The sequence below is a fragment of the Pseudomonas sp. Marseille-Q1929 genome (assembly GCF_017316265.1).
GTDB lineage: Bacteria > Pseudomonadota > Gammaproteobacteria > Pseudomonadales > Pseudomonadaceae > Aquipseudomonas.
In genome coordinates this window covers 385,132-403,283 of record NZ_JAFLWU010000001.1, presented here as the reverse complement: position 1 = coordinate 403,283, position 18,152 = coordinate 385,132, and the positions used below count along the sequence as shown (strand labels likewise).

Sequence of the window (18,152 nt, the reverse complement as noted above, 5' to 3'; positions counted from 1 at the left end):
ACTCTGGTACGCGCCTTGCTATGTGTAGGTCGATGTCAGAACTATCCCAGGCCGGTAACACTATCAGTGACTGCCGTTGTGGGATAGCCGCTGGAATTACCGCGAAAGCCTCATGCTGCTTGACCCTAAAAAAAGCCAACACGGGTCGATATCGCCTCATAAGGGTGCGCAGAGGTTTTAGCTCCGACACAACAAGAGCAACTGGAGGTTTGAATGAAGGTATTGAAGTCCACCCTGGCCATCGTGACTGCGGCGGCCGTATTGGGTGTCAGCGGTTTCGCCCAAGCCGGCGCCACCCTGGATGCCGTGCAGAAGAAAGGCTTTGTGCAATGTGGCGTGAGTGACGGCCTGCCGGGTTTCTCGGTACCGGATGCCAGCGGCAAGATCCTCGGGATCGACGCTGACGTGTGCCGTGCTGTTGCCGCTGCCGTATTCGGCGACGCGACCAAGGTCAAATTCAGCCAGTTGAACGCCAAGGAGCGTTTCACCGCGCTTCAGTCGGGCGAAGTCGACATCCTGTCCCGCAACACCACCATGACCAGCTCCCGCGATGCCGGCATGGGCCTGAAATTCCCAGGCTTCATTACCTACTACGACGGTATCGGCTTCCTGGTTAACAACAAGCTGGGCGTGAAAAGTGCCAAGGAACTGGACGGTGCAACCATCTGCATCCAGGCCGGTACCACCACCGAGCTGAACGTTTCCGACTACTTCCGCGGCAACAACCTGAAGTACACCCCGATCACCTTCGACACTTCCGATGAAAGCGCCAAGTCGCTGGAATCCGGGCGTTGCGACGTGCTGACCTCCGACAAGTCCCAACTGTTCGCCCAGCGCAGCAAGCTGGCGTCGCCGAAGGACTACGTGGTTCTGCCGGAAACCATTTCCAAGGAGCCGCTGGGCCCGGTCGTGCGTAACGGCGACGACGAGTGGCTGGCCATCGTGCGCTGGGTTGGCTACGCCATGCTCAACGCGGAAGAAGCCGGTATCACGTCGAAAAACGTTGAAGCTGAAGCCAAGTCCACCAAGAACCCGGACGTTGCTCGTCTGCTCGGTGCTGATGGCGAATACGGCAAAGACCTGAAAGTGAAGAAAGACTGGGTCGTACAGATCGTCAAGCAAGTCGGTAACTACGGCGAAGTGTTCGAGCGCAACCTCGGCAAGAGCACCCCGCTGGAAATCGACCGTGGCCTGAACGCGCTGTGGAACGCCGGCGGCATTCAATACGCACCACCTGTGCGCTGATCGCTGATGGTTCTATCACCCGGTGGGCCAACCGCCGGGTGATGTTCTGTTCCATTATTTCCGGGGCACTTCATGCAAAATCAAATCGGCGCACCCAAGCAGAAGCTCAGCTTCAGCGATCCCAAAGTGCGTGCGTGGCTCTTCCAGATCATCACGATTGTGGCGGTGGTCTCGCTGGGCTGGTACCTCTTCAACAATACCCAGACCAACCTTCAGCACCGGGGCATTACCTCGGGTTTCGACTTTCTTGAACGCAGTGCCGGCTTCGGCATCGCGCAGCATTTGATCGACTACACCGAATCGGACAGCTATGCCCGGGTCTTTGTCATCGGTCTGCTCAACACCTTGCTGGTTACCGTGATCGGCGTGATCCTTGCGACCCTGCTGGGATTCATCATCGGCGTGGCGCGGCTGTCGCCGAACTGGATGATCAACAAGCTGGCAACGGTGTATGTGGAAGTGTTCCGCAACATTCCGCCGCTGCTGCAAATCCTGTTCTGGTATTTCGCGGTGTTCCTGACGATGCCGGGGCCGCGTAACAGCCATAACTTCGGCGATACCTTCTTTGTCAGCAGCCGTGGCCTGAACATGCCCGCCGCGCTGGCTGCGGATGGGTTCTGGCCGTTTGTGGTCAGCGTCGTGGTGGCCATCGTGGCAATCGTGCTGATGGCGCGGTGGGCCAACAAGCGTTTTGAGGCGACCGGCGTACCGTTCCACAAGTTCTGGGCCGGCCTGGCACTGTTCATCGTGATCCCGGCGTTGTGCGCCTTGATCTTCGGTGCACCGCTGCACTGGGAAATGCCCAAGCTGCAAGGCTTCAACTTTGTCGGCGGCTGGGTACTCATCCCCGAACTGCTGGCACTGACCCTGGCACTGACCGTCTACACCGCCGCGTTTATCGCCGAGATCGTGCGGTCGGGCATCAAGTCCGTCAGCCACGGCCAGACCGAAGCCGCGCGCTCCCTGGGCCTGCGCCCTGGGCCGACGCTGCGCAAGGTCATCATCCCGCAGGCCCTGCGGGTGATCATTCCGCCGCTGACCAGCCAATACCTGAACCTGGCGAAGAACTCGTCGCTGGCCGCCGGTATCGGTTACCCGGAAATGGTTTCGCTGTTTGCCGGCACGGTGCTCAACCAGACCGGCCAGGCCATCGAGGTTATTGCAATCACCATGAGCGTGTACCTGGCGATCAGCATCAGCATTTCCCTGCTGATGAACTGGTACAACAAGCGCATTGCGCTGATCGAGCGGTGAGGAAACCTGCATGAGTACGCATACTTTCAAACCTGATATGCCGCCGCCGAGCAAAGTGTTCGGCCCGGTGGCATGGATGCGCGCCAACCTGTTTTCCAGTTGGCTCAACACCCTGCTGACGTTGCTGGCGTTCTACCTGGTCTACCTGGTGGTGCCGCCGATCCTGCATTGGGCGATCCTGGATGCCAACTGGGTCGGCACCACACGCGCCGATTGCACCAAGGAAGGCGCCTGCTGGGTGTTTATCCAACAGCGCTTCGGGCAATTCATGTACGGCTACTACCCCGGCGACCTGCGCTGGCGCGTGGACCTGACCGTGTGGCTGGCCATCGTTGGCGTGGCGCCGTTGTTCATCTCGCGCTTCCCGCGCAAGGCGATCTACGGCCTGGGCTTCCTGGTGCTGTACCCGATCATCGCGTTCTTCCTGTTGCACGGCGGCATCTTCGGCCTGAGCAACGTGGCGACCAGCCAATGGGGCGGCCTGATGCTGACCCTGGTGATCGCCACCGTCGGTATCGCTGGCGCGTTGCCGCTGGGCATTGTGCTGGCGTTGGGGCGGCGTTCGAACATGCCGGCGATTCGTGTGGTCTGCGTGACCTTCATCGAATTCTGGCGCGGCGTGCCGTTGATCACCGTGCTGTTCATGTCCTCGGTGATGCTGCCGTTGTTCCTGCCCGAAGGCATGGGCATCGACAAATTGCTGCGGGCACTGATCGGCGTGATCCTGTTCCAGTCGGCCTATGTCGCTGAAGTGGTACGCGGTGGCTTGCAGGCGATTCCCAAAGGTCAGTACGAAGCGGCCGCAGCGATGGGCCTGGGTTACTGGCGTTCGATGGGCCTGGTGATCCTGCCGCAAGCCCTGAAGATGGTAATCCCCGGCATCGTCAACACGTTTATCGCGTTGTTCAAGGACACCAGCCTGGTGATCATCATCGGCCTGTTCGACCTGCTCAACAGCGTCAAGCAAGCCGCCGCCGACCCGAAATGGTTGGGCATGGCCACCGAAGGCTACGTGTTCGCCGCCCTGGTGTTCTGGATTTTCTGTTTTGGTATGTCGCGCTATTCCATTCATTTGGAACACAAGCTCGACACAGGCCACAAGCGTTAGGAGTTGTTGTTATGAGCGAAGCGATCAAACAGCCTGTGAGCCCTGAAGGCATTATCCAGATGCAGGGCGTCAACAAGTGGTACGGCCAGTTCCACGTGTTGAAAGACATCAACCTCAACGTCAAGCAGGGCGAGCGTATCGTGCTGTGCGGGCCGTCGGGTTCGGGCAAGTCCACCACCATCCGCTGCCTCAACCGCCTGGAAGAACACCAGCAGGGCCGCATCGTGGTGGATGGCGTGGAACTGACCAACGACCTCAAGCAGATCGAAGCGATCCGCCGCGAAGTCGGCATGGTGTTCCAGCACTTCAACCTGTTCCCGCACCTGACCATCCTGCAGAACTGCACGCTGGCGCCGATGTGGGTACGCAAGATGCCCAAGCGCAAGGCCGAAGAAATCGCCATGCACTACCTGGAGCGCGTGCGTATCCCGGAGCAGGCGCACAAGTTCCCGGGGCAACTGTCCGGCGGCCAGCAGCAGCGTGTGGCGATTGCCCGCGCACTGTGCATGAAGCCGAAAATCATGCTGTTCGACGAGCCGACCTCGGCACTCGATCCGGAGATGGTGAAAGAGGTTCTCGACACCATGATCGGCCTGGCCGAAGACGGCATGACCATGTTGTGCGTTACCCACGAAATGGGCTTTGCCCGGACTGTGGCCAACCGCGTGATATTCATGGACAAGGGCGAGATCGTGGAACAGGCAGCACCGAATGACTTCTTCGACAACCCGCAGAATGATCGGACCAAGTTGTTCTTGAGCCAGATTTTGCATTGATTGATGCTTGTGTGAATAAACCCGGCCTGGTGCCGGGTTTATTTTTGCCTGCTGCATTGTGTCAGGAGGCTTGAGCCGCCAGCAGCTGTGCATCTTTTGCGATGAGCAGTCGGTTCAGGTCTTCCCCGACATTGAGGGCCTCTATCTCGGCCAGCAGGTGAGGGTGTTTATCGAGCAGGCGCATCAAGGTGAGCAACGGTTCCGGCGGGAAAATCTCCGCCCGTTCGTAGCGAGAAAATGCATTGTGCCCGCGGACGGTCAAGAGCCGCACCGCGTCTTTTTGTGTGAGGTGCAGCTTGCGGCGGATGCGCTTCATTTCGGCGGCGATGATTTTGCGCGCGTCGATCAACAACAGGTCCGATGCCTTGCAATAACGCTCGGCACTGTCGTCATCGTGATCGAATTCAACTTCATGACAGACCTGGCATTCCCAGCCTGCAATGTCGGGAATATCCCGAATCATTCCCCGTGTGTTGATCGTGAAGGTACGACCTTCGAAATGCTGCATTGCGTCATGGGTTCCGCAGCTCATGCATTGCTGGGTTCTCATTGGGTTTTCTCCTTGAAAGAGATTACAGGAGGACCTCCGCCAGGGCGGTAAGTTACTTTGATGTAAATCTCCGTGCCGTAGATCTTGATCAGGTAGACGTCCTGCCATACCCGATGGTCTGCATAGGTCGTCATTGATTTGTACAACATTCGCTGCTCAAGCGCGCAGACCACGTGTTGCATCTGGTCCGGGCTCAGCTCCATTTCCCGGGCATCCTGCAGCGCGCTCGCGGTGAATGCCGTGTAACCCATGCGGATGACCTCTTTTTTCACCAAGGCCAAATCGTAGTGAGGTGTGTACTTTTCCATAAGACACCTGAGTCCAATAATTACCCTCTAAGGGTGATTTTACCAATCGAAAATACTGCTCCTTTTCCTGCCTAAAAAACCTAGTGCGTTGCTCTTGTAGGCGCGTCCGAATAGGCTGTGGGACTTTTCAACCAGCGATCAGGGCAAACGCCCATCCTTCTGCCGGCAGTTGATCCATGACCTCTGAAACCAAGCTTGAAGAACTGTTGATCGACGCCGAAGCCGACGACGAGGTGGTGCAACACCGCCCTCCGGTGGTGAGCCGCCCGTGGTTGTTGATCTTGGGGCTGGTCCTGGTGGCAATGAACCTGCGTCCGGCGCTGTCGAGTCTTTCGCCGTTGCTGAGCAAAGTGTCCGACAGCCTGGGACTGTCGGCAGCCAAGGCCGGTTTGCTGACCACCTTGCCAGTGCTGTGCCTGGGGCTGTTCGCGCCGCTGGCGCCGATCCTCGCGCGGCGTTTTGGCGCCGAGCGGGTGGTGCTGGGGATTTTGCTGACGCTGGCCGGCGGCATCATCCTGCGCAGTTCGTTCGGCGAGGCCGGATTGTTCGCCGGCGGCCTGATCGCCGGAGCAAGCATCGGCATCATCGGCGTGTTGCTGCCGGGCATCGTCAAGCGTGACTTCGCCAAACAGGCCGGCGCCATGACCGGCGTCTACACCATGGCGCTGTGCCTGGGCGCGGCGTTGGCGGCAGGGGCCACGGTACCGCTGAGCCATTATTTTGGTGACAGCTGGACCATCGGCCTGGGCTTCTGGATTGTCCCTGCCTTGGCGGCGGCGCTGTTCTGGTTGCCGCAAGTCGGGCAGAAACACGGGGCGCATCAGGTTGCTTATAGGGTGAAAGGCTTGCTGCGCGATCCCCTGGCCTGGCAAGTCACCTTGTACATGGGCCTGCAATCGTCCCTGGCCTACATCGTGTTCGGCTGGGTGCCGTCGATCCTGATCAGCCGCGGCCTGAGTGCCACCGACGCCGGGTTGGCGCTGTCGGGTTCGATCATCGTGCAACTGCTCAGCGCCTTGACCGCGCCTTGGCTGGCAACCCGTGGCAAAGACCAACGGCTGGCCATCGTGGTGGTGATGCTGCTGACCCTGGGCGGGCTGTTTGGCTGCCTGTTCGCGCCGCTTGAGGGGTTATGGGGCTGGGCGATCCTGTTGGGGCTGGGCCAGGGCGGCACGTTCAGCCTGGCGCTGACCTTGATCGTGCTGCGCTCGCGGGACTCCCACGTGGCGGCCAACCTGTCGGGCATGGCCCAAGGCATCGGCTATACGCTGGCGTCGCTGGGGCCCTTGGCGGTGGGTGTGTTGCATGATTGGACCGGTGGCTGGGCAGCCACCGGCTGGGTGTTCGGCGTGATCGGCGTGGGCGCGATCATTGCCGGGTTGGGGGCTGGCCGCGCGCTGTACGTCGGGGTCAGCAGCGAGAAGCTCTGAAGGTCACAGGTATTTCACCTCCATCGTGGCCGAGCCATCGATAGCCACCTCGTTGCTCAGGTCCAGACTGTTTGTTGCGACGACAACGGTACGTACTTTGATTTGCGCTGTGAGCTTCTGAATGGCGATCGGCAAGGTCAGGTCATCAGCCGCCGCGAACCCTGCCCAAAGGCCCGCGTACCAGAACGTCAGGTCTGGGGACCAGGTGCTGCCGTCCCAGGAGGTAATCAGCCTCACAGGGTCATTATCAGCGATCGGGTTCTCCAGCGTCATCCAAAACCAGCCCAACTTCTGGGTGCCATTGATCAGCCCCAGGCCGTAGTTGTAAATGGAATTGCTGGTGGCTGCGCGGTTGTCGATACCCCGCAGGGCAAACAGGGTCGCCGCGTCGCAACTCACCTCCATCGTCAGGGGGCTTATGCCAAGGGTGGTCGGTGATGTGGGGCTAAGGTCCTTGGCGGACAGTTTTCCGTGGTCGATAACCCCGCTATTGGACAGCGTCGGCGTGCACGCACTCGGGGTAATCGAGCCTTTGACGCTCAAATCCACGCTGGACGCCGCGAAAGCATGGCCGGTGCTGGCCAGTAACAGGCCAGCGATCAGGGTGTTGAGGGACTTGCTCATGGTGTTGTTCCTACCTAGGGACAGGGGAGAGTTTCAGGGATTACAGGTACACAACTTCCAACGTCGCAGAGCCGTCCATCGGCGTTTCCACGCTGAGGTCGAGGTTTTGCCGCGCGTTGATCGTGGCTTCCAGCTTCAGGGTGCTGGTCAGGCTCTGGATCGCCGAAGGGCCGGAGGTGCTGCCCACCACATCGGTAAAACCGAGCAGGCTGCGTGAACCGACGTCGATGGGGTTGAGGTTGGCGGTACGCCAGGCCAGGCCACCGGTGGTGGACTCGGTGCCGTACACCACGGCCAGGTCATCGACCACGGTTTGCTTGGGGTCGAAACTCACCGAGTACACGCCGATCTTGTTGCCGCTGCTGTCGAGCCCGAGGCCGTAGAAAATCTCGCTGTTGACGTGGGCGGTGCCGTCGCGGTTGTCGCGCATGCGCAGGGCATAGCGCCCGGCGGCGTTGCAGTTGACGGTCAGGGTCAGGTACTTGTGGGGTAGGCGCGTGCCGTTGGTGAGGTTGAGGTCGTTACGCGAGATCTTGCCGAAGTCCACCAGCCCGCCGCCGGACAACAGCGGCGTGCAGGCCATCGGGGTGATCAGGCCTTTGACGGTCAGTTCGGTGGTGGAGGCCGCGTGGGCGGTGCCGGTTACAAGGGCCAAGGCAATCAGAGTGTTTTTCATGGGGATGTACCTAGAGGTAGTTGATGTCGAGGGTGATCGAGCCGTCGATGGGCACTTCTTGCGTCAAGGTCAGGGTGTTGGCCGGGGCGATCGTCGGTTCGATCAGCACGTCGGCGGTCAACCGTTGGATCGCATCCGGCACGATGTCCGGTGTGGTTCGGTCGAGGGTGAACGAGGTGCGGAAGGTGGGTGACAGGATGGGGGTCGGCGCCCACGTGCTTGACCCCACGGAGCCGATGGGCTGCATGGCGGCGTCATCGGCGATGATCGATTCGAGGCGCAATAGCAGGCTGCCAACCTTTTCATCGCCATTGATCAGCCCCAGGCCAAATTTGAGCGGGTTGTCGCTATCGAAAGGGGAGCCTGCGCGATTGTCGCTGGGCTTGAGCGCGACCAGAGTCAAGGCCTGACAGGTGAGCGTCAGTTGCAGGCGTTTGTCGGGCAGGCGGGTGGGCTGATCAAGGTTCAGGTCCTTGGCGGGGATCTTACCCAGCTCCAGTACGCCGCCATTGGACAGGCTCGGTTCGCAGGCGCTTGGGGTGATTTTCCCGCTGACGCTCAGGTCGATGCTCGACGCCGCCTGGGCTGTGGCGCACAGCAAGGTCAGCGCGGCAAGTGGCAGTAAAAGGTTGATCACGGTGATGCTCCTAGAGGTAATGGAGTTCAAGCGTGGCGGCGCCATCGAGGCGCACCTCGCTGCCCAGGTCCAGGGAACCCAGCGGTGCCAGCACCGCCTCCAGGCTCGCCGTGGCGCTGAGTTGTTGAATCGGCTCGGGTCCACTGCTGCTGCCGGCGCTGGCGTTGAAGCCCAGGTGGCGGTTGGCGCCAATGGCGAATGGGCTGGCGCTGGAACTGCTCCACGGCGCTTCACCGGTGGGGGAGTCGGTGCGATAGAGCTGGGCAAAACTGTCGGCGGTCGCGCGCAGCGGGTCGAAGATCACCGCGTAACGCCCGATTTTCTGGCCCTTGGCATCAAGCCCCAGACCGTAGGTGGTTTGATCAACCGGGCCGGTGGCCGAGCCCTGGCGGTTGTCCTGCAGGCGCAGGGTGAAAGCGCTCGGCGCGTCGCAGGCCACACTGACCACCAACGGTCGGGCGGGCAGGGCGGTGTCCTTGTCCATGTGCAGGTCCATCACCGACAACTTGCCGAAATCCACCGTGCCGCCGTTGGACAGGCTCGGTGTGCAGGCCGCCGGGGCGAAGCGTGCTTGCAGGCGCAGTTCTCGCGAGCGGCCGGTGTTGATGGCGTCGAATAGGCCGCTGGTGTCCCAAGTCACCGCATCGCTGACCCGCGAGGCTTCGGCGCTGGCCCAGGCAACGGCCTCAAGCTGTACCGTCAGGCTACGCCCACTCACCGGCACCCCGGCGCGCACCGGTACGATGCCGTGGTCCGGGCGCCAGACCAGGCTGGCGCCGCTGCTGACGGCGGGCTGGCCGCTGCCCGCGAGCAACCCCAGTTCTACCGCTTGGCCGTCGAGCAGGGCATCGCTGGCGCGCAGGCTGTAACTGCCGCGCTGGGTCAATTGAAAGCGTTCGGCGCCGGCGCCGATAGCGCGATAGAACAGGCTCATGTCCGCCGGGTTCGCGCAGTTCAGGCTCAGGCTCAAACGCCGTTCTCCCAGCCAACGCTCCGCCGTCGGCACCAACGCGACCGCGCGGTTCATCAGGCCGAAATCCAGCGTGGTTTCGCTCAGGTTCAATTGGCACTCTTCGGAGCCCCATGCATTGGCGGCCACTAGCAGGCCCAGCGACAGCAAGACGGGTTTCAGGCCCATGGTCATCGTCCTCATGGTTGGCACCGCGCCGGTGCGGTTTCGTAATACAGCTCGGGGTCGCCGCGTTCCGGCAGTTCGAAGCTCAGGCGGCAACGGGGTTGGCCGGTTGCGCTGATCCACAGCGGGCGAGTGTCGAGTACATCGGGCAGGAACACTTGGCTGCCTTCCTGCACCAGGGTCACGAACTCGCCGTCTGCGGTACTGACGGCGGCGCCACGGGGCAGCGGCTGGCCGTCGGCGGAGGTCACGTTGAGCAGTGCACGGCGAGTCAGGGCGACCCCAAACTCGACCTTGTCCACCGCGCCCCGGCCGGCGGACAGTACCGCCAGGCCATTGCTGATATCGGCATTGCGCGGCAGCGAGCGGGTTTGCACTTCCACCGGGCTACGGCCGTAGGCGCTGAGCTGCGGGACGACAGCCTGGCCTTGCCAGTCGGTCCAGACCGGGCCGCTGGGGGTGCTGACCTTGATGCCCGCCATGTCGCCCACCGACATCACCGCAAAGGTCTCGCGCACGGGGTACGGCGAAAACGTCAGGCCGTCGCCGTGCAGCACCACGCCACCGCGCGCGCCGCCCTGATAACTGGAACGCTCGGCATCATTGCGGGTGTAGTTGAAGTCCAACTGGCTGTAATAGGGCAGGGCCGAAACGCCGATGGAGGACTCCACCGTGCGGTCGCGGCTGTCGCGCTCGACGCCGACCCGGTAGCCGAGCTGGTCGTTGAGTTGCTCACTGACGCCCGCGCCGATGCGGTGTTCGCCGCCGGCATTGCGCGCCCAGGCGCGGCCTCGGCGGTTTTCGCCGAGGGGCACGCTGATATTCAGGTAAACACTGTCATCGCTCTGCTGGCGCCCGCCGACTTGCCATTCGGCGCTGGCCGACACCGACACCCGGCCGAAACTGGTGCCCCAGGACGCCAAGGCGCGGCTGCTGCTGTCGCCGGTAAAGGTCGATGAGCGCGAGATGCCAGCACTGAACGCGCCCAACATCGGGTGCGACCAGGACGCCGTGGCACTCTGTTGGTCGCGGTAGCGCGAGCGCTGTTGTTCGCGGGTAGTGGTGGTGTAGGTGGAGTCCTCAAGGTCGCGATAACCCATGGTGCGCCACGAACCGGCGGTGGTGATCGCCCAGCGCTCGGTCAGCCGCTGCGACCACGATAGGTCCGTTTGCACGCCGCGCTCGTTGCCTTGGCGGGTGGCCTGGGCGAGCTGCGTGGACACTTGGAACTGGCTGTCCTGCCACGGCAACCACCCCACGTTCAGCCCTGTGGCGCGATAGTCTTCTGCCCCCAGCACGCCGAGGCCAAGGCTGATCTGCGGGTGCACTGCGCCGCTCCAGCCGCCACTGACCACCCAGGGCTCGGCGCTGTCACCGTCCCCGATCTTACGCACGTGCCCGGCGGCCACCGAATAACCCGGTGCTGGTAAACCCAGGCCGAGCATGGCGGCCGGTACCGTGAAGCGGCGTTCCTCCCCCGTGGTTTCCTTGACCGTCACTTCCACGTCGGAACGGCTGTTCAAGCGCCGCACATCGCTCAGGGAAAACGGCCCGGCGGGCACCACGGTTGAGTGAATCAGTGTGCCGTTCTGGCGGATCTCCACTTGCGCGGGGCTGTTGGCAATACCGGTGATGGTCGCGCCCTGATTCTGGTCCTGTAGCGCGGTTTCGGTCAGCACCTGGGCGCCAGTGATCTGCGCGCCCGCCAGCACGGGGTTGTACAGGTTGATCTGCCCGGCCTGGAACACCGCCTGTTGCTCGGCGAAGGTGCGCTGGGCGTAGGCATCCAGGTGCGTGGTGCGCGCGACCTTATCTTGCCAGGTGCGCACTTGGCGGCTGCGCACGATCCAGTCACCGGCATTGAAGCCCACCTCGGTATTGGCCGAGGCGAAGCGGCTGTCGTCGTCGCCGTAGTCGTTGTGCAGGCCGGACACATCGTAGTTGAGCAAGCCGGCTACCCCGCCGGTCTGGTAGCCGGACACATCCTGCATCGCCGGGCGCAGCGCTTCGGTGGGCACGATCAGCAACAGGCTGAGGTTGGCCGGGTCTTGCTCGATCACGGTTTGCGGGTAAGCGTCGAGAAAGTCATGGCATGCGCCATCGCCAGCGGGCATGCGCAACATGCCGGCGTCCAGCAACGCCTGGTTGAAACACAGCGCGCCCTGGTCGTCGAACACCACCTCGACCCGGCCGCGGCGTTGGCCGTTCACGTTGAGGTTGAGCGCATGGCGCCCGGCGGCAAAACGCGGTGCTTCCAGCAGCAGGTTGGCCAACTGCGGATCAATGCCGCGTTGGGACAGGGTTTGCGGGTCGAACCAACCGGCGGCCTCATCGGCCAGGGGTTTACCGGTTGGCAGCGCGGTGCCGAGGGTCAGCGCGAGGCCCGCGAGCAGGCAGCGGCGCGCTCGGCGCGGTGAAACGCCAGGCACGGCTTTGCCGTCGCGATCAGTCATTACTGTGCTCACAAGTCGTACTCAAATAATGGAGGCGTTCCCGTTCCACTCCCTGGCGCGGGCAGGCTCCTGGTGGCCTTCAATGTGAGGCCACTTCGTTATCAGGGCGCCGAGAACCAGTCCCCCGGCGCTGCGATCAAAGGGTGATCGGTGCTTGGTAAGGTTCCACGGCAAAGCCGTAGACCGTCGCCGGCTGCAGTTGCACGGTGCTGGCCGTGGCCTGGCTGGCCGCGACCTTCAGGGTTTCGCCCGGCAGTACATAAGTGCGTGGCAACAGCGCTGAACCATTGCCAGGCAGCAACTTCAGTTCCTGGGCCATGCGCACCACGTAGGGCGTCGGGTTGTGCACGCTCAGTTGGCTGTCTTGCAGGCTCCAGGTCAGGCCGGTCCAGGGTGTGCGGTTGGGCGCCAGGCCCTTGGGATGCAGGATCACCGGCAGGTTTTGGCGCACGGTCACACCGACCCGCGCATGGCCCGCCTGGCCCGCGGCCTTGCCCTGGGGCATGCCCTCGAAAATCACCCGCATCAGGTGCTGGGTCTTCAAGGGCTCAGGGGTTTGCAGGATGAAGCGAATCAGTTGGCTCTTGGCCGGCTCGACCCGTGATAGGGGGGGGGTGACGAATAACCGCGAGGCGGTGTCTTCGGGAATGTTTTCCAGGGTCACGTGCAGCAATGCCAACTTCGCGTCGGTGTTGGTCACCGATACCGAGGCTTCGCCGTCTGCTTCGTTGACGATCACCACGGAGGTGTCCGGCACCATGCCGTCCGCCAGTACCAGGCTGGGGCCCCATAATGTCAGCGCCAGTGCGACGAGGTATAGGCCGGCATAACGCACGACGTTGAAGGCACGGGTAAACCAGGCAAAACGAGGGAGGGGAAACATGACTATAGATACCTCAGGTCTAGCACGATGGAGCCGTCCAGCGGCACCTCTTGGTCGAGGGTCAGATAGGCGGCAGCGTTGATCGATGTGTTGATTTCCAGGGTGGCGCTCAGCAGGCGATGACGTTCGGGCACCAACGTGCCGGGGTGCGCAAAGCCCATGAAGGTGTCCGGGTAGGCGCTGGACTCGGGAAACCAGGTTTCACCCTGATTGCTGGACGCCAGCACCAGTGCACGCTGGTCGTCGGCCATCACTTCGCGAATCGCCAGTGACACTGAGCCCAGGCGTTCATCCGGCGCATGCACGTTATTGCCCAGGCCGTAATAAAACCCCGGTCCCACTGACGAATCGGCACGGTTGTCCACACCCACCAGCACATACAACACCGGCTCGTTGCAGCTCACATGCAGGTCCAGTTTTTTGCTTGGCAATTGGGTGAACTCGTATTGGTTGAGGGAACGGGCCGGCACCCGTCCATGATCGACCACGCCGCTGGGCGACAGGGTTGGTGTGCAGGCGCTGGGAATGATGCTGCCGCTCAACGTCACCTCCACCGACGAGGCGCACAGGGCGGGAGTGGCGGTCAGGCAGAGACCGAGCGTCATCAAGCGGCGTAGGAGCGTGTTCATGGTCGGGTGTTGGAACCGTGGTTAAGGGGACATCCTTGAGAACTGCAAAGGGTGCAAGGCAGAGCGCTGCACCCGTATTCCGTTACAGGTATTTGACGGTCAGGGTGGCGGAGCCATCGATGAGCACTTCTTCGGTCAGCGTCAGGCCACTGGCGGGGGCGATGGTGGGGAGGATTCTCATGTCAGCATTGAACAACTGAACGGCAATGGGTGCATCGACGCTCGCATCGGCCACGGAGACGATGTTATTGCGCATGAAATTCCGTTCCATCAGCCAGGTTGTGCCGCCGTCAGTGGAGCCGATTGTTCGGGCTGCCACGGAGTCGGCCAGCGGATTGATCAGCGACAGCTCCATGGCACCGAGTTTTTCGTCGCCATTGATCAGGCCCAGTCCGAACGACATCAGGTCGTTGTTGTAGTCCGAGCCCTGGCGGTTGTCTTTGGCTTCCAGAGCCATCAAGGTGGCCCCGTCGCAGGTCACGGTCAGGGCCAGATTTTGTTGCGGCAACAGCGTTGGCTGGTCGACGTTGAGGTCTTTGGCGGAAATCTTACCGATCTCGACTTGGCTGCCGTTGGACAAGGTCGGCTCGCAGGCACTCGGCGTGATCAGCCCTTTGACGGTCAAGTCCACGCTGGAGGCGGCGAACGCCTGACCGGCACCGGTGATCATCAGAGTGGCAAGCAGGGAGTTCAGGGTCTTGTTCATGGTGTTGCTCCTTGTAGGGGAAAGTTGAATGACAGCTGCTTACCAGTACTTCAGTTGCAGCGTGGCCTGGCCGTCGATCGGGACTTCATCGAGCAAGGTCAGGTCGGTGGATTTGACGATGATGGTGAATGCCCGAAACCGTGCGCTCAGGTCTTTCAGGGCAATGGGGGTGTTGGGGCCGCCGATGGCCGCGAACGAGGTCAACGCCTCATGGCCCAGGTAGGGCGAGACACTCCAGTTGCCGCCGCCATTGCGCGAGCTGATTACGTTGACCGGGTTGTTGTCGGCCACCGGATCAAACAGGGTGAACGCCACACTGCCCAGTTTCTCGTCCTCGGCGGTGGTGCCCAGGCCGTGGAGTGCGGGGTTGATCGCCGAGGTGCCAGCGCGATTGTCCACGGTGGTGAGCGTGAAAAACGTCTCACCTTCGCAATGCACTTCAAAGCGCATTTCCGCTGGGTCGAGCAAGGTCGGCTTGGCAGGCTGCAGGTCTTTGGCGGTCATTTTGCCGTGGTCGATCACGCCGCCATTGGAGAGCGTTGGTTCGCAGGAACTGGGGGTGATGCTGCCGGAGACACTCAGGTCAGCGTTGCTGGCGGCAAAGGCGCCGGGCGCACAAGCCGCCAGCAGGAGGGCGGCAACGGTTCGGTTCATGGGCACAAGTCCTTGTGGGTGAAAATTGGGGCTACAGGTAAAACACGTCCAGCGTGGCTGAGCCGTCCAGACGGACTTCCTCATCAAGCGTCAGCCCGTTGGCGGGAGCGATACTCGCGGCGACATGCAGGTCTGCTGTGACGTTAACCAGTGCAATGGGGGCCGCAACGCCGCTGCTGGTGTCGCCGAACGCAGCCAGTTGGTGCCACACCAGAAACACGCCATGGGGGAAACTCCACCAGAACTGGCCGTTATCAGTGCTGGTCATGGTGGTTACCGGGGCGGTGTCGGACATCGGATTGCGCAAAGTGAGCATGTAGCGACCTACCTTTTCATTGCCGTTGATCAGCCCCATCCCATAGCTGTATTCCTCATCCAGGTGGGCGGTGCCGGCGTGGTTGTCGTTGCCGCGCAGGGCAAACAGCGTCGCGGCGGCACAACTCACGCGTAATTGCAGGGTGATTTCGGGTAGCCAGGTTGAGCTGTCAGCGGACAAGTCCTTGGCCGGGATTTTCCCGTAGTCGATCACTGCGCCCTCGCCAAGCGTCGGGGTGCACGCGCTGGGGGTGATTTTGCCGGCGACCGAAAGGTCGACGCTGCTCGCGGCACGTGCGCCGGATGTCAATGCCAGCAGCAGGCAAGCCAGGCCGAAGACGGTTGAAGAGACGGGCTTCATAAGTAGCGCAACTCGACCGTGGCAGAGCCGTCCAGCGGCACCTCTTTGCTCAGGCCCAGGCCGTAGGCGTTGGGCAACGAAAAATGCGCCGAGCCCTGGCGGTTGTCGCGGCCGTGCAAGGCAAACAATGTCTGGGCTTCGCAAGCCACATTGGGCTTGAGGGTGACGATGGGCAGAAACGTGGTGCTGTCGACGGAAAGGTCTTTGAACGGGACTTTTCCGTAATCGACGTTACCGGCCTCAGACAAGGTATGAACGCACGCCTTGGGGGTGATGCTGCCTTTGACCGCCAGGTCTACATTGCTGGCGGCCACCGTCACACTGGCGTGCGCAATCAGCAGGGCGCCGGTCAGGGCCGCGAGAGACTCTTTCATATCAATGGATCTTCCTGTGCAAGGGCTTCAGGGACAGATAGGCGTGGTGAAGTTGCCCTGTGTCTTATGGTTGTTAAGGGCACACGCAGCTTTAGGGAAAAGCGGGAGAGAATTTATCGGCGGGGCACAGCGCAGGAAATGCAACTATTACGAATGACAGGGTGGCAATGACAAAAAGGGCTTGTTTAGTCATATAACCCGCTAAAACGCCAGTTGTCGTAGTTGTTGTATCGCAGCTATCCATACATTCGGATATTTTTCCGCGCTATTTGATTGCATAAAGCCATTCATTTGGATTTGTGCAGTCGTCTTGCTGCGAGCAGGTGGGCCTGTCGGGCTGATTGCTCTCGAGGAGAGCTCTGATGCCGGGCAAATTTCCATCTCGAGGCCCGCGCCACGCGCTGCCTGGCGCAATCAAGCCCAACCCTTGGGACCACGCTCGGGTGTTGGTGGTGGACGACCATTCCACCTATCGCCTGCTATTGAGCACGCTGTTGGAAAAGCTCGGCGTTGCCCATCAGTGTTGTTGCGACGGGGAACAGGCATTGCACGCCTTGGCGCTGCAGCGCTTCGACCTGGTGATCAGCGATTGCCGCATGCCCGGAATGGACGGTTACGCCATGACCCGCGAGCTGCGCCGACGTGAACGGGTGGACCGTCAGCTACCCACGACAGTATTGGGGTTTACCGCCAGCCTCGGCCCGGAAGAGATCCGTAAATGCGTGCTCAGCGGCATGGATGGATGGCTCACCAAACCCATCGGTTTTGCCCAGTTGCGTGAGGTATTGCGCTACTGGCTGGCGCCGCAACCTACTGATGCGGCTCACCGCGAAGGCGCTAGGGTGGCGCGTCAGAGCAGCTTTCCCAGTCGTGCCAGCCTGATCGCGGCGTTTGGTTCCTGGGACGTGGTAGAGCCGATGTTGTTCAGCCTGATCCAGGAGGCCCACGCCGACCTGGCCGTGTTGATCCATGCGCAAGCGACCTTGGATGCCAGGCTGGCCGCGCAATGTCTGCATCGCCTGGTGGGCAGTGTGGCGTTCCTTGGGGAAACCGGCTTGGAAGCGCAAACGCTGGCGTTGATAGGGGGCGTGCGCTCGGCTGGGGTCGCGATCAATGGTGCCGCCGTGGATGCACTGCGTCGTGAAGTAGAAGCGTATTTGAATTACTTGAGTTGTCTTTGAAGGAATATGCCTGTCTGACATGTAGTACTTTTCTGTATGTGATTTCTCTTATTTGTGTAGGCACTTATGTGAGGGTCTTTAAATACGGGGGGAACACGCATCTGACGATTTATTTCCTATTGTTGCAAAAACACGATCGCGCTATTTTGCCAGTCTCAAATTGCCATCATGGAGAAACTGATGAATCGCATCATTATTGCTGACGATCACCCTATAGTTCGTGTTGGGCAAAAAGTAGTGATTGAGGCGAGTGGCAAGTGCAAAGTCGTGGGGGAGGCAGATGGTCCGGATCAACTTCTGGAGTTGGTCAGCCGTGTGCCTTGTGACGTGATCGTTACCGATTTCGCCATGCCCGGTAATCAACAAGCGGACGGCTACGGGTTGCTGGGTTTGTTGAACCGTACTTACCCGGATCTGCCGGTCATCGTGGTCACCATGTTTGCCAATATCGCGACGCTGCGCGCGGCCTTCAGCCACGGTGCGCGGGGGGTGATTGCCAAGAGTGCATCCGCCCGCGAACTGCCCAAGGCGCTGAGTACGGTGGTGCAAGGGCGTACCTTTGTCAGTGAGTGCTTGCGCGTGCAATTGGACCAGACGTGCCTCGACCAGCCGACCAAGATGCCCACCTTATCGGGTAAAGAGCAGGAAGTAGTACGCATGCTGGCCAGCGGCATGACCGTCAGCCAGATCGCGGCTCGGGTCAACCGCAGTATCTCCACCATCAGTAAACAGAAGGGTACGGCGATGCACCGGTTGTGTATTTCTACCGATGTGGATTTATTTGCATATGCGCGGGATACCGGCATGGTGCCCAAGTAGACTTGTCTGAACTTTACTAAACGTTAAGTTGTTG

20 protein-coding genes are annotated in these 18,152 nt (G+C 61.3%); 7 read left to right on the top strand and 13 right to left on the bottom strand.

Translation table 11 applies throughout. From position 1 onward, the window contains the following. Positions 1 to 213 precede the first annotated feature (213 nt). The 4 genes from J1G37_RS01855 (at position 214) to J1G37_RS01840 (ending at position 4,383) form a co-directional block, all read left to right on the top strand. On the top strand, positions 214 to 1,245 hold the full coding sequence (locus J1G37_RS01855; RefSeq protein ID WP_017736735.1) for an amino acid ABC transporter substrate-binding protein: 1,032 nt from the start codon (positions 214 to 216) through the stop codon (positions 1,243 to 1,245). A 72-nt stretch (positions 1,246 to 1,317) separates the two neighbouring features. Beyond that, complete coding sequence (locus J1G37_RS01850; RefSeq protein WP_124527387.1) at positions 1,318 to 2,499, top strand: amino acid ABC transporter permease; 1,182 nt, start codon at positions 1,318 to 1,320, stop codon at positions 2,497 to 2,499. A gap of 10 nt (positions 2,500 to 2,509) precedes the next feature. Further along, entirely contained in the window at positions 2,510 to 3,607 is a 1,098-nt protein-coding gene (locus J1G37_RS01845; protein WP_207039986.1) for an amino acid ABC transporter permease, read from the top strand. An 11-nt stretch (positions 3,608 to 3,618) separates the two neighbouring features. Then, positions 3,619 to 4,383 carry an amino acid ABC transporter ATP-binding protein gene (locus tag J1G37_RS01840; protein WP_003171943.1) on the top strand — a complete coding sequence of 255 codons (765 nt, stop codon included), beginning with the start codon at positions 3,619 to 3,621 and terminating at the stop codon, positions 4,381 to 4,383. A gap of 61 nt (positions 4,384 to 4,444) precedes the next feature. On the opposite strand, the gene J1G37_RS01835 is transcribed toward J1G37_RS01840, so the two are convergent. Both J1G37_RS01835 and J1G37_RS01830 read right to left on the bottom strand, forming a co-directional pair. Next, on the bottom strand, positions 4,445 to 4,933 hold the full coding sequence (locus J1G37_RS01835; protein WP_207039985.1) for a type II toxin-antitoxin system MqsA family antitoxin: 489 nt from the start codon (positions 4,931 to 4,933) through the stop codon (positions 4,445 to 4,447). Continuing rightward, complete coding sequence (locus J1G37_RS01830) at positions 4,930 to 5,241, bottom strand: type II toxin-antitoxin system MqsR family toxin (RefSeq protein ID WP_207039984.1); 312 nt, start codon at positions 5,239 to 5,241, stop codon at positions 4,930 to 4,932. Before J1G37_RS01830 ends, J1G37_RS01835 begins: the two co-directional genes overlap by 4 nt. 176 nt (positions 5,242 to 5,417) lie before the next feature. On the opposite strand from J1G37_RS01830, the gene J1G37_RS01825 reads away from it, so the two are divergent. Beyond that, positions 5,418 to 6,671, top strand: a complete 1,254-nt coding sequence (locus J1G37_RS01825) for a CynX/NimT family MFS transporter (protein ID WP_207039983.1) — start codon at positions 5,418 to 5,420, stop codon at positions 6,669 to 6,671. Positions 6,672 to 6,674: 3 nt separating this feature from the next. Here the strand turns inward: J1G37_RS01825 and J1G37_RS01820 are convergent, their stop codons facing one another. From J1G37_RS01820 to J1G37_RS01770, 11 genes are all read right to left on the bottom strand, one after another. Then, positions 6,675 to 7,295, bottom strand: a complete 621-nt coding sequence (locus J1G37_RS01820; RefSeq protein ID WP_207039982.1) for a DUF1120 domain-containing protein — start codon at positions 7,293 to 7,295, stop codon at positions 6,675 to 6,677. 40 nt (positions 7,296 to 7,335) lie between these two features. Beyond that, a complete protein-coding gene (locus J1G37_RS01815; RefSeq protein ID WP_207039981.1) occupies positions 7,336 to 7,971 on the bottom strand; it encodes a DUF1120 domain-containing protein in 636 nt (211 codons plus the stop codon). A 10-nt stretch (positions 7,972 to 7,981) separates the two neighbouring features. After that, positions 7,982 to 8,608, bottom strand: coding sequence for a DUF1120 domain-containing protein (locus J1G37_RS01810; RefSeq protein WP_347402331.1), 627 nt, complete (start codon positions 8,606 to 8,608; stop codon positions 7,982 to 7,984). Between the two features lie 10 nt (positions 8,609 to 8,618). Next, positions 8,619 to 9,746, bottom strand: coding sequence for a DUF1120 domain-containing protein (locus J1G37_RS01805; protein WP_207039979.1), 1,128 nt, complete (start codon positions 9,744 to 9,746; stop codon positions 8,619 to 8,621). An 11-nt stretch (positions 9,747 to 9,757) separates the two neighbouring features. Beyond that, positions 9,758 to 12,208, bottom strand: a complete 2,451-nt coding sequence (locus J1G37_RS01800) for a fimbria/pilus outer membrane usher protein (protein ID WP_347402330.1) — start codon at positions 12,206 to 12,208, stop codon at positions 9,758 to 9,760. A 124-nt stretch (positions 12,209 to 12,332) separates the two neighbouring features. Further along, complete coding sequence (locus J1G37_RS01795) at positions 12,333 to 13,079, bottom strand: fimbria/pilus chaperone family protein (protein WP_207039977.1); 747 nt, start codon at positions 13,077 to 13,079, stop codon at positions 12,333 to 12,335. 2 nt (positions 13,080 to 13,081) lie between these two features. After that, entirely contained in the window at positions 13,082 to 13,708 is a 627-nt protein-coding gene (locus J1G37_RS01790) for a DUF1120 domain-containing protein (protein WP_207039976.1), read from the bottom strand. Positions 13,709 to 13,790: 82 nt separating this feature from the next. After that, positions 13,791 to 14,414 carry a DUF1120 domain-containing protein gene (locus tag J1G37_RS01785; protein WP_207039975.1) on the bottom strand — a complete coding sequence of 208 codons (624 nt, stop codon included), beginning with the start codon at positions 14,412 to 14,414 and terminating at the stop codon, positions 13,791 to 13,793. 39 nt (positions 14,415 to 14,453) lie between these two features. Next, the gene (locus J1G37_RS01780; RefSeq protein ID WP_207039974.1) at positions 14,454 to 15,068 is read right to left on the bottom strand and encodes a DUF1120 domain-containing protein; all 615 of its coding nucleotides are present in this window, start codon (positions 15,066 to 15,068) and stop codon (positions 14,454 to 14,456) included. A gap of 31 nt (positions 15,069 to 15,099) precedes the next feature. After that, positions 15,100 to 15,744, bottom strand: coding sequence for a DUF1120 domain-containing protein (locus tag J1G37_RS01775; protein WP_207039973.1), 645 nt, complete (start codon positions 15,742 to 15,744; stop codon positions 15,100 to 15,102). After that, positions 15,741 to 16,118, bottom strand: coding sequence for a DUF1120 domain-containing protein (locus J1G37_RS01770; RefSeq protein WP_207039972.1), 378 nt, complete (start codon positions 16,116 to 16,118; stop codon positions 15,741 to 15,743). The genes J1G37_RS01775 and J1G37_RS01770 overlap by 4 nt, the downstream gene beginning before the upstream one ends. A gap of 362 nt (positions 16,119 to 16,480) precedes the next feature. Here J1G37_RS01770 and J1G37_RS01765 point away from each other — a divergent pair, with 362 nt between their 5' ends. Together J1G37_RS01765 and J1G37_RS01760 are read left to right on the top strand one after the other, a co-directional pair. Beyond that, positions 16,481 to 17,299, top strand: a complete 819-nt coding sequence (locus tag J1G37_RS01765; protein WP_207039971.1) for a response regulator — start codon at positions 16,481 to 16,483, stop codon at positions 17,297 to 17,299. Positions 17,300 to 17,479: 180 nt separating this feature from the next. Next, positions 17,480 to 18,118: a response regulator transcription factor gene (locus J1G37_RS01760; protein WP_207039970.1), complete on the top strand. Its 639-nt coding sequence runs from the start codon at positions 17,480 to 17,482 to the stop codon at positions 18,116 to 18,118. The last annotated feature ends 34 nt before the right edge of the window (positions 18,119 to 18,152 follow it).

Coding starts and splice junctions, on each gene's coding strand:
- J1G37_RS01855 (WP_017736735.1), top strand. CDS start 214: ATGAAGGTATTGAAGTCCACCCTGGCCATCGTGACTGCGGCGGCCGTA.
- J1G37_RS01830 (WP_207039984.1), bottom strand. CDS start 5,241: ATGGAAAAGTACACACCTCACTACGATTTGGCCTTGGTGAAAAAAGAG.
- J1G37_RS01840 (WP_003171943.1), top strand. CDS start 3,619: ATGAGCGAAGCGATCAAACAGCCTGTGAGCCCTGAAGGCATTATCCAG.
- J1G37_RS01760 (WP_207039970.1), top strand. CDS start 17,480: ATGAATCGCATCATTATTGCTGACGATCACCCTATAGTTCGTGTTGGG.
- J1G37_RS01790 (WP_207039976.1), bottom strand. CDS start 13,708: ATGAACACGCTCCTACGCCGCTTGATGACGCTCGGTCTCTGCCTGACC.
- J1G37_RS01765 (WP_207039971.1), top strand. CDS start 16,481: ATGCCGGGCAAATTTCCATCTCGAGGCCCGCGCCACGCGCTGCCTGGC.
- J1G37_RS01785 (WP_207039975.1), bottom strand. CDS start 14,414: ATGAACAAGACCCTGAACTCCCTGCTTGCCACTCTGATGATCACCGGT.
- J1G37_RS01850 (WP_124527387.1), top strand. CDS start 1,318: ATGCAAAATCAAATCGGCGCACCCAAGCAGAAGCTCAGCTTCAGCGAT.
- J1G37_RS01825 (WP_207039983.1), top strand. CDS start 5,418: ATGACCTCTGAAACCAAGCTTGAAGAACTGTTGATCGACGCCGAAGCC.
- J1G37_RS01835 (WP_207039985.1), bottom strand. CDS start 4,933: ATGAGAACCCAGCAATGCATGAGCTGCGGAACCCATGACGCAATGCAG.
- J1G37_RS01845 (WP_207039986.1), top strand. CDS start 2,510: ATGAGTACGCATACTTTCAAACCTGATATGCCGCCGCCGAGCAAAGTG.
- J1G37_RS01770 (WP_207039972.1), bottom strand. CDS start 16,118: ATGAAAGAGTCTCTCGCGGCCCTGACCGGCGCCCTGCTGATTGCGCAC.
- J1G37_RS01775 (WP_207039973.1), bottom strand. CDS start 15,744: ATGAAGCCCGTCTCTTCAACCGTCTTCGGCCTGGCTTGCCTGCTGCTG.
- J1G37_RS01780 (WP_207039974.1), bottom strand. CDS start 15,068: ATGAACCGAACCGTTGCCGCCCTCCTGCTGGCGGCTTGTGCGCCCGGC.
- J1G37_RS01795 (WP_207039977.1), bottom strand. CDS start 13,079: ATGTTTCCCCTCCCTCGTTTTGCCTGGTTTACCCGTGCCTTCAACGTC.
- J1G37_RS01805 (WP_207039979.1), bottom strand. CDS start 9,746: ATGGGCCTGAAACCCGTCTTGCTGTCGCTGGGCCTGCTAGTGGCCGCC.
- J1G37_RS01815 (WP_207039981.1), bottom strand. CDS start 7,971: ATGAAAAACACTCTGATTGCCTTGGCCCTTGTAACCGGCACCGCCCAC.
- J1G37_RS01820 (WP_207039982.1), bottom strand. CDS start 7,295: ATGAGCAAGTCCCTCAACACCCTGATCGCTGGCCTGTTACTGGCCAGC.